We start from the raw sequence: 8894 nt of genomic DNA on the forward strand, positions 1-8894 counted from the left end.
GCGACCTGCTGGGCGTCGTCGCCGAACTCGCCGCCGCGCCGGCCCCGGCGCGGATCGAAAGCTTCTCGCCCCGCCTCGACGTGGCGGCGATCCGCCACGCGCGCGGCGAACTCCGCCTGTTCGCGAACTGACACGATGAGAGCCGCATGCTGCTGACGCCGACGGAACTCGAGCGCCTGACGATCTTCACGGCGGCCGAGCTCGCCCGAAAGCGCCGCGCGCGCGGGCTGAAGCTCAATCACCCCGAGGCGGTGGCGTTCATCACCGACGAAATCCTGGAAGGGGCGCGCGACGGCCGCTCGGTGGCGGACCTGATCGGCTTCGGCGCCACCGTGCTGACCAGCGCGGACGTTATGCCCGGCGTGCCGGCGATGATCGACATCCTGCAGGTCGAGTGCGTGTTTCCGGACGGCACAAAGCTCGTGACGGTCCATCGACGCGCTGCCGGGACTGGACGACGGCGTGGCCGGCTTCGAGCTGTCCGCGGCGGGCTTCGATCTCACGGGCGACGTGCTGGTCCTGTTCGGCTTCTTCGCCGGAGCCTTTGCGGCGGCGCTCTCCTCGGGCCGGTTCGCGCCTGCGACCGCGACCTTCCGCGACCTCGTCGAGATGGTCGTGGGCGGGTTCCTGGTCGGCTGGGGCGCCATGACGGCCCTCGGCGGCCTCACGGGCGAGGCGGTGGCCGGCGTCGCCGTCGGCGCCGTGTCCGGCTGGTGCTTTTTCGTGTTCGCCTCGGTCGGCGTCGTGCTGGCGCTGCACTTCGACCGGCGCGCGCCGGTGACGCACCCCGGCCCCGAGCCGACTGACGCGCCCGAAGACGCGCCCGACCCGTTCGCTCCCTAGCGCGCTGTGGCCTGGTAGAGCGCCCGCGCGTCCTTCTCGAACGCCGCCCGCGAGGCGTCCCGGGTGTAGAACATGTGTCCGCCCGGATAGACCTTCAGCGACACCCTTCCCGGATCGCCGAAGGCTGGAAGCTGGTCCAGAACCATCCTGGATTCCATGTAGGGCGTGACCAGGTCGGTCGCGCCGTGCGCGACCAGCATCCGGATCTTCGGATCCAGCGCCAGCGCCTCCCGCAGCGCGTCGACCGCCTCGGGGGGACTCTGCCGGTCGCCCCAGCGCCACTTGCGGCTGACCTCCGGGTTCAGCAGCTCGTAGCGACGGTCCACCCGGTAGCCCATGTCACGGGCGTAGAAGTCGACCGCCGCGCTGGTGAGCGGCGCGCGCGAGCCGTCGAGGATCGGATCGTCGAAGGTCATGCGCGCCGCGTGCGGGCGCGGATCGAAGTCGGTGACGTTGGCGTCGTAGAGCGAGCCCACGAGCCCCTTGGCGCGGTCGAGCTCCCGCACGAAGGACTGGATGTCGATCCGGCCGCCGAGCTGCCTGACGAAGGCCGGGTCGAGCCCGGTGAGCTCCGAGACGCGCGCCACGATCCGGTTGACGGCCTCCGGGTCGCGGGGGCCGCGCAGAAGATCCGCGAGATACTCCCCGGTCGCGTAGCTCTCGACGTCGGCGAGGTCCGCGCGCGTCACCGGCCCCTTCCGCTCGCGCGCCGTGGCGGCCATCGAGGGCAGCAGGTTCACCCACGGGATCGGCGACGTCTGCTCCGCCTGCCTCAGCCCGAAATCGAGCACGGGCGAGATCGCGATCAGGCCCCGGACGCCGACCCCCTCCCTCGTCTGCAGCGCCCGCGCGATGCGCGGCACGCGGAAGCCGCCATAGCTCTCGCCCGCCAGGTAGACCGGCGAGATCAGCCGGTTCTTGGCCGCGAGGTGCTTCGCCACGACGCGCGCCAGCGCGTCGATGTCGCCGTCCACCGACCAGAAGTTTCTCTGGGTCTCGTCCGAGCCGAGCGAGCGGCTGTAACCGGTCCCGACCGGATCGACGAAGACCAAGTCGGTGAAGGCGAGCCAGCTCTCGGGATTATCGAGGAGGATCGGCGGCGGGTCGGAGGGCGTGTTCCCCTGATTGCCGAACTGCACGCGCCTCGGGCCGAGCGCGCCGAAGTTGAGATAGGCCGAGGCAGCGCCCGGCCCCCCATTGAAGGCGTAGGTGACCGGACGCGTCGCGGGGTCTTCGCGGTTGAGCGTGTAGCTCGTGACCATCACCTCGGCGATGCGCTCGCCCTTGGGGTCGCTGAGCGGCACCGCCTCGACGCTCGCCGTGTAGGACAGCGTGTCGCCGCCTATGACGGCGTTCTGCTTGGAGGTGACGTCGGCCGGCAGGCCTCCGGGCTTCGGCTCGGGAATCGGCCACGGGGTGTCATCCGCCCGAAGCGGAGCGCCGACTGCGAGGGCGACGAGAAGGGCTGCCGCCGCGGCCCGAACGATTGCTGGGGTCATCCGCGGAAGGTGGAGCGCCCGCGCCGCAAGACGAGGGGCCTCACGCGCTTGTCGGCGCCGAGCGGCCGTCAGGCCTCCCGCTTCCATCGTCCATCCTCGGCCTGGCGCCAGTAGGTGAGCTCATGGCCCGCCGACTTGAGCGTGCGCCACTGCGCCCGCGTGGCGTCGAGCGCCTCGGGATCATGGCCGTCGAACAGGACGAGCGCGCGGGCGTAAGGCGCAAGATCCGGCGGCTGCGCTCCGTCGACCAGAACCCGCACATGGGCGCCGTTCGGGTTGAGCTCGGTGGTGGTGAGCCAGATCGTCTCCTCCGCGCCGTCGCCGTCGGCGGCGTGCGGAAGAAAGCTGTCGTCCGAATAGGTCCAGAGCGCGTCGTCGAGCGCGGCGATCCGCTCCGGCGCGGCGGCCTGGACGACGACCTTCCACTTTCGCTCCAGGCACTTTTCCAGCAGCGCCGGCAGGGCCTTCTCGAGCGGCTGGCTGGTCATCTGGTAGAACAGGACTTCGGTCATGCCCTGCCCCAGGCTGCATCGGTGTCGCGATAGCCGAGTCCCGATCGAGCCCCCGGCCGACGATGCTGGTCGCCTGCCGGCCAGGCGTCGAGGGCGTCCCGGATGGAGATGTCGCCCTCGACGTCGCGGTCCTTCATCTCCCGGGTCGACAGATCCGGCGGCGAACCGTCATGGTCCCGCCGCCGGTTCACCTCACGCCTCGTAGTAGTCGCTCACCAGCCGGTCGAGCAGGCGGACGCCCCAGCCCGAACCCCAGCTCTTGTTGATGTCGCTCGCGGGTGAGCTCATGCCGGTGCCGGCGATGTCGAGATGCGCCCAGGGCGTGCCGTTGACGTGGCGCTTGAGGAACTGCGCCGCCGTGATCGAGCCGCCATGCCGGCCGCCTGTGTTCTTCATGTCCGCGAAGCGCGAGTCGATCAGCTTGTCGTATTCGGGGCCCATCGGCATGCGCCACACGGTCTCGCCCGTGGCCTTGCCGGCCTTGAAGATGTGGTCCGAGAGCGCGTCGTCGTTCGAGAACAGGCCCGCGTGGTCGATCCCCAGCGCGATCAGGATGGCGCCCGTCAGCGTCGCGAGGTCGATCATGAACTTCGGCTTGAAGCGATCCTGCACGTACCAGAGCACGTCCCCGAGAACGAGGCGGCCCTCGGCGTCAGTGTTGATCACCTCGATCGTCTGGCCCGACAGCGAGGTCAGGATGTCGCCCGGACGGTAGGCGGCGCCGTCCGGCATGTTCTCCACGACACCGATCGCGCCGACCACGTTCGCCTTGGCCTTGCGGGAGGCGAGCGCGTGCATCAGGCCGACCACGCAGGCCGCGCCTGCCATGTCGCCCTTCATGTCCTCCATGTTCGCGCCGGGCTTGATCGAGATGCCGCCCGTGTCGAAGATCACGCCCTTGCCGACGAAGGCCACGGGCTGCTCGCTGCTGTCCTTGGCGCCGTTCCAGCGCATGATGACGACGCGGCTTTCCTGCTCGGAGCCCTGGCCGACCGCCAGCAGCGCGCCGAAGCCCGCCTTCCTGAGCGCCTTCTCGTCCAGCACCTCTACCTCGACGCCCAGGGCCTCGAGTTCCTGGGCGCGCCTGGCGAACTCCTTCGGCGTCAGCACGTTCGGCGGCTCGTTCACCAGCGTGCGGGCGATCTCGACGCCTTCCGCGAGGCCTTCCTTCGCCTTCCAGGCCTTCTTGGCCGCGCCGTCGTCGGCGACGGCGAGCGTCACCTTCGCGATCGGCTGCGGCTCGTCGTCCTTCTTCTTGGTCTTGTAGGTCTCGAACACATAGCTGCGCAGCCGCAGACCGACCGCGAGGTCGGCGGTGGCGGCGAGATCGGGAGCGACGGCGCCCGCCCCTTCGACCATGACCACGACGCCGTCCGCGGCGGCCGGCAGCTTGCCGCGGATCTGGCCGCCGAGCTTGACCCAGTCGGTCGGCTCCTTGCCGTCGCCCAGGCCGACGACGATCAGACGGTCGACGTCAGCGAGCGCCGGCGCGAGCATCTCGAAGCTCTGGCCCGCCTTGCCCTTGAACCGCTCGGCCGAAGCCGCCCGCGCCAACGCCGCCTCGACAGGCGCAAGGAAGGCTGCGGTCGAAGCCCCGAAAGCGAAGTCCGGCGCGGCGAAGACGACCAGCACGCCCGAGGCTTTCGCATCGAGCTTCTGGAAGCCGATCTTGAGCGGCGGAGCGTTCTGCGTCGTCGGCTCGGAGTGCTTGGACATCAGGGCTCGCTCCTGCGGAAAGAGATCAGCGTCGCCGTGTATGGCTGAGGTAACGCGAACTTCAGGGTGTTTCCTCTATACGACACGTTCGTCACGTTCCAGCGTCGCTCGGCGCCGGAGGGTGGAACGGCCTTGCATTGGCGGCGCCCCAGCCTCCAAGCTCTCGGCGGGGAAGCGTCCGCACGTCGTATCGGGTCAGCATGAGAACGGTGGGTCCGTATGGAACGAAGCTCGAGACGGGCTGCGGGACACGGCTGTCCGGCGTCGAATCGAGCCTGATCCGCCGGACGCCGACGCCGGCCGGACCCCTGCGGCGATCTGCGTCCCTCTCGGATTTGAGCGGGTCGGCCACGGCGGGCGAATTCAAGTGGCGCCCCGACGGCCTTCGTGCTTTATCTCGCCACCGAGTTCGCCGGCGTATCGGGGGCGGCCGGACTCGTTTGTTCGGCGTCCGCCGTCATTCTGTTGTCCGCCCTCTTCTTGCGCCGAAACAAACGGCGCCCCAGCCGACGAGGGAGGACGGATGACGCTCGCGCCGCGCGCCTCCTCCCGCCGGTCAGGCGCCGTTCTCGCCGCCTTCTTGCTTGCAAGCACCGCCGTCGCGCTCGCGACGGGTGGAGCATTCGCGCAAGGCGCCCAGTCGCGAAACGAGCTCATCCCGCCGCAGCCCCACAACGCGGGCAAGAAGCACGAGCCCGGCCTGCTCTCGTCGAAGTCGAAGCCCGTGGTCGCGGGCTCCGAGAAGAACAGGAACGGCCTCGGCCAGCGCGATCCGAACGCGCGCATGGTCATGGAGGCCAAGGAGCTCGTCTACGATTACGACAAGGAGGTCGTGACCGCGGTCGGCGGCGTCGACATCTATTACGACGGCCGCGCGCTGCAGGCGGACCGGGTCGCCTACGACCAGAAGCGGAACCGCGTCCACGCCTACGGCAATGTGAAGTTCACGGAGCGCAACGGCGACGTCGCCTATGGCGACACGATGGACGTCACCGACGACTTCAAGGACGGCTTCGTCACGCCGCTGAGGGTCGAGACCACCGACCGCACGCATTTCGCCGCGGCCAAGGGCCGGCGCGAGAACGGCAACCTCATGGTGTTCGACCGCGGCGTCTACACCGCCTGCGAGCCCTGCCGGAACAATCCGGAGAAGCCGCCGCTGTGGCAGATTCGCGCGAAGCGGATTATCTGGCGGCAGGACGAACAGACGATCTACTACGACAACGCGACCTTCGAGCTGTTCGGCAAGCCGATCGCCTGGCTGCCCTACTTCTCGAGTCCGGACCCGACCGTGAAGCGCAAGTCCGGCGTGCTCGCGCCGAGCCTGACCCGGTCGGGCCGCGTCGGCTACGGAATCGAGATCCCGTACTACTGGGTCCTGTCGCCCGAATCCGACCTGACGCTGAGCGCTATGGCGACGTCCAAGCAGGGCGTCATGCTGAAGGGCCACTATCGCCAGCAGCTGATCGACGGCGCCTATTCGATCCGCGCGGCGGGGATTCACCAGCTCGACTCGAAAGAGTTCAACGGCAAGGTGCCCCCCGGCTACACGGACGCCGGCCTGAGCGTGGGATCCGGCAATAAGGACAACCGTTGGGCCTTCCAGACCAAGGGCCAGTTCGACATCAACGAAAAGTGGTCCTGGGGCTGGGACATCAACGCGCTATCCGACAAGTGGGTGCGCGGCGACTATGACCTCTGGGGCTCGCGCACCGACGCCACGTCCACGCTGTTCCTGACTGGTCAGGGCGACCGCAGCTGGTTCGAGCTCCGCGGCTACAGGTTCTACGGGCTCACGCGCTATGACCGGCAGGACCGCCTGCCTTGGGTCGCGCCGGTGCTCGACTACAACTACACGTTCGAAAATCCGGTCGCTGGCGGCGAGCTGTCGTTCGACATCAACGCCACCAACCTGTACCGCGAGGAGAGCGACTACGCCCGCTACCTCAAGCGGAGCCGGCCGCGCACCGACAACGCGCTCGTCGGCGCTGCGGGAACCTACAGCCGGCTCTCGGGCGACATGGAGTGGCGGCGCCGCTTCATCGATCCGATCGGCCAGGTCTGGACGCCGTTCGCCTTCGTGCGCGGCGACCTGATCTACACGAAGCCCGATTTCGATCCGGCCATGCCGGCCTTCCTCGACCACGAGCAGGACGTGCTGCTGCGCGGCATGGCGGGCGTCGGTCTGGAGTATCGTTATCCGTTCATCGCGGTGAGCTCGTTCGGCACGCACCAGATCGAGCCGATCGCGCAGGTGATCTTCCGCCCAAACGAGGGCCAGGTCGGCAAGCTTCCCAACGAGGACGCCCAGAGCCTGCTGTTCGACGACACGACCCTGTTCGCGTGGAACAAGTTCTCCGGATACGACCGGATCGAGGGCGGCAGCCGGGCGAATGTCGGCGCCCAGTACACGCTGACGGCGGACTCTGGAGCCAGCGTCAGCATGCTGGTCGGCCAGTCCTTCGCGCTGTTCGGCAAGAACTCGTTCGACCGGCTCGACCCGACCCGCATCGGCCCGAACTCCGGCCTCAGCACGAACCGGTCGGACTATGTCGGCGGCCTGACCATCGTGCCCAACGAGCATTTCGGGCTGGCGTCCCACATCCGGCTCGACGAGGACAACTTCGCCTTCCGCAGCGCCGAGGTCGAAGCCCGGGCGACCTTCCAGCGGGTGCAGGCCAATCTGATCTACGGCCGCTACGAGAAGGCGCCCCTGCAGGGCTATGACGATATCCGCGAGGGCATTCTGGGCGGCGCCCGCGTGTTCCTCACGCAGGACTTCTATGTCGAGGGCGGGGCCCGCTACAATTTCGAGCGCGACGCGTTCGATCGCACGCAGGTCGGCTTCGGCCTGAACGACATCGCCCAGTGCCTGTCGTTCGGCTTCAGCTACATCCGCCAGGTCGACAACTCCGCCGATTCGGTGAGGCTCTCGCAGGTCGACAACAAGTTCCTGGTGAAGCTCGACTTCCGCACGCTCGGCTCGGTCGGCGTTTCCACCAGCAGCAAGTCGAACCTCGATCCTGACATGTTCGGATCGCAGGCTTCCTTCGCCCCCTGACGCCATCGGCGCGGACGCGCCACAAAAATCCGCGAGCCGGGCGTCATCAAGGGCGTCCGGACGCCTTCGCTATGTTGACGGCGGCGGGCGGAACACTGAAAACGGCCCGGGCCCGGACTGGCGGGCGTCGAAACAACGGGAACCGCATGTCCAGCTTTACGCGTCTTCGCCTCCTTCAGGTGACCGTCGCGGCAGCCTTCGCGGCGGCCCTGTCCTGCATCGCTCCGGCCAACGCCCAATCGATCGCTGTCGTGGTCAACGGCCAGCCGATCCTGACCAGCGAAGTGCAGGCCCGCCTCGCGCTCATGAAGCTGTCCGGCGGCAAGGCGAGCGTCGAGGCGGCGCGTGACGAACTGATCGAGGACAAGCTCAAGGTCACGGAAGCGAAGCGCTACGGCATGGCCGCCGATCCGGCCCAGGTCGAAGCCGCGTACGCCTCTATCGCCGGCCGGATGAAGCTCACCCCGCAGCAGTTCACGCAGGCGATCCAGCAGCGCGGCGTGAACGCCCAGACCCTGAAGGACCGGATCACCGCGGAGCTCACCTGGGCGCAGCTCGTCCGGCGCAAGTTCGCCGCGCAGATCGCCGCGCGCGAGCAGGACTACATCGGCCAGGCGGCCGGCAAGGCCGACAACAAGGCGATCCAGTACACGCTCAGGCAGGTGGTGTTCGTGCTGCCGAAGGGCGCGAGCGACGCGCAGGTCGCGCAGCGCCGCGCCGAGGCGATCGCCGCCAAGAGCCGTTTCCCGGGCTGCGATCAGGCGGTCGCGTTCGCGTCCAAGCTTCGCGACGTCGCGGTGCGCGACCCGGTCGTCCGCTCCAGCGGCGCGATGGGCAAGGAGCTCAACGACATACTGGCGAAGGTCAGCATCGGCGGCCTAACCGAGCCGCAGCGCAGCGACGACGGCATCGAGATGATCGCGGTCTGCGCCCGCAAGGACATCGCGGACGACAGCGTGTTCAGGCAGCAGGCGATGGACCAGGCCAGCGGCAAGCAGGTCGAGGAGCAGGCCAAGAAGTATCTCGAGCAGATCAAGTCGCGGGCGATCATCCAGGTTCGCCGCTGAACATGGCAGGCGAACGCGGCCCGGAAGCGCCGCTCGCCCTCTCGATGGGCGAGCCGGCGGGCGTCGGGCCGGAGCTCGCCCTCGCCCTCTGGTCGGCCAGAGGCGCGCGCCGGATTCCGCCATTCGTGGCTGTCGGAGACCCCGGGGTGTTCGCGTCGCGGGCGGCGCTCCTCGGGATCGATCTCCCGCTTGCCGA

Annotated in this window: 7 protein-coding genes and 2 pseudogenes; 5 read left to right on the plus strand and 4 right to left on the minus strand. The window is 68.7% G+C overall.

Annotation, left to right across the window (positions count from 1 at the left end; genetic code table 11):
- Nucleotides 1-146 precede the first annotated feature (146 nt).
- Together ACIKT0_RS08950 and ACIKT0_RS08955 are read left to right on the plus strand one after the other, a co-directional pair.
- Nucleotides 147-434: pseudogene (locus ACIKT0_RS08950) on the plus strand (urease subunit gamma); the annotation flags it as partial.
- A 28-nt stretch (nucleotides 435-462) separates the two neighbouring features.
- Nucleotides 463-843 (plus strand): YeeE/YedE thiosulfate transporter family protein, encoded by a 381-nt coding sequence (locus ACIKT0_RS08955; protein WP_407105010.1) that lies wholly within the window; start codon nucleotides 463-465, stop codon nucleotides 841-843.
- Here ACIKT0_RS08955 and ACIKT0_RS08960 read toward each other — a convergent pair.
- The 4 genes from ACIKT0_RS08960 to ACIKT0_RS08975 all read right to left on the minus strand — a co-directional run bounded on the left by ACIKT0_RS08960 (nucleotide 840) and on the right by ACIKT0_RS08975 (nucleotide 4570).
- Nucleotides 840-2342 carry a S10 family peptidase gene (locus tag ACIKT0_RS08960; protein ID WP_407105011.1) on the minus strand — a complete coding sequence of 501 codons (1503 nt, stop codon included), beginning with the start codon at nucleotides 2340-2342 and terminating at the stop codon, nucleotides 840-842. The genes ACIKT0_RS08955 and ACIKT0_RS08960 overlap by 4 nt on opposite strands.
- Before the next feature lie 68 nt (nucleotides 2343-2410).
- Complete coding sequence (locus ACIKT0_RS08965; RefSeq protein ID WP_407105013.1) at nucleotides 2411-2854, minus strand: DNA polymerase III subunit chi; 444 nt, start codon at nucleotides 2852-2854, stop codon at nucleotides 2411-2413.
- Nucleotides 2851-3045 (minus strand): hypothetical protein, encoded by a 195-nt coding sequence (locus ACIKT0_RS08970; protein WP_407105014.1) that lies wholly within the window; start codon nucleotides 3043-3045, stop codon nucleotides 2851-2853. Before ACIKT0_RS08970 ends, ACIKT0_RS08965 begins: the two co-directional genes overlap by 4 nt.
- Nucleotide 3046: 1 nt before the next feature.
- Entirely contained in the window at nucleotides 3047-4570 is a 1524-nt protein-coding gene (locus tag ACIKT0_RS08975) for a leucyl aminopeptidase (RefSeq protein ID WP_407105015.1), read from the minus strand.
- Nucleotides 4571-5093: 523 nt separating this feature from the next.
- Here ACIKT0_RS08975 and ACIKT0_RS08980 point away from each other — a divergent pair.
- From ACIKT0_RS08980 to ACIKT0_RS08990, 3 genes and pseudogenes are all read left to right on the plus strand, one after another.
- Entirely contained in the window at nucleotides 5094-7631 is a 2538-nt protein-coding gene (locus ACIKT0_RS08980) for an LPS-assembly protein LptD (protein WP_407105016.1), read from the plus strand.
- Nucleotides 7632-7777: 146 nt separating this feature from the next.
- Entirely contained in the window at nucleotides 7778-8698 is a 921-nt protein-coding gene (locus tag ACIKT0_RS08985; RefSeq protein ID WP_407105017.1) for a peptidylprolyl isomerase family protein, read from the plus strand.
- A 2-nt stretch (nucleotides 8699-8700) separates the two neighbouring features.
- Nucleotides 8701-8894 (plus strand): annotated as a pseudogene (locus ACIKT0_RS08990) (4-hydroxythreonine-4-phosphate dehydrogenase PdxA); the annotation flags it as partial.

Origin of the sequence: Hansschlegelia beijingensis (genome assembly GCF_045505405.1) — a bacterium.
Lineage (GTDB): Bacteria > Pseudomonadota > Alphaproteobacteria > Rhizobiales > Methylopilaceae > Methylopila > Methylopila beijingensis_A.

What these genes read in the sequence shown, in the direction of transcription:
- ACIKT0_RS08960 (WP_407105011.1), bottom strand. Translation starts at nt 2,342, where the DNA reads ATGACCCCAGCAATCGTTCGGGCCGCGGCGGCAGCCCTTCTCGTCGCC.
- ACIKT0_RS08965 (WP_407105013.1), bottom strand. Translation starts at nt 2,854, where the DNA reads ATGACCGAAGTCCTGTTCTACCAGATGACCAGCCAGCCGCTCGAGAAG.
- ACIKT0_RS08975 (WP_407105015.1), bottom strand. Translation starts at nt 4,570, where the DNA reads ATGTCCAAGCACTCCGAGCCGACGACGCAGAACGCTCCGCCGCTCAAG.
- ACIKT0_RS08980 (WP_407105016.1), top strand. Translation starts at nt 5,094, where the DNA reads ATGACGCTCGCGCCGCGCGCCTCCTCCCGCCGGTCAGGCGCCGTTCTC.
- ACIKT0_RS08985 (WP_407105017.1), top strand. Translation starts at nt 7,778, where the DNA reads ATGTCCAGCTTTACGCGTCTTCGCCTCCTTCAGGTGACCGTCGCGGCA.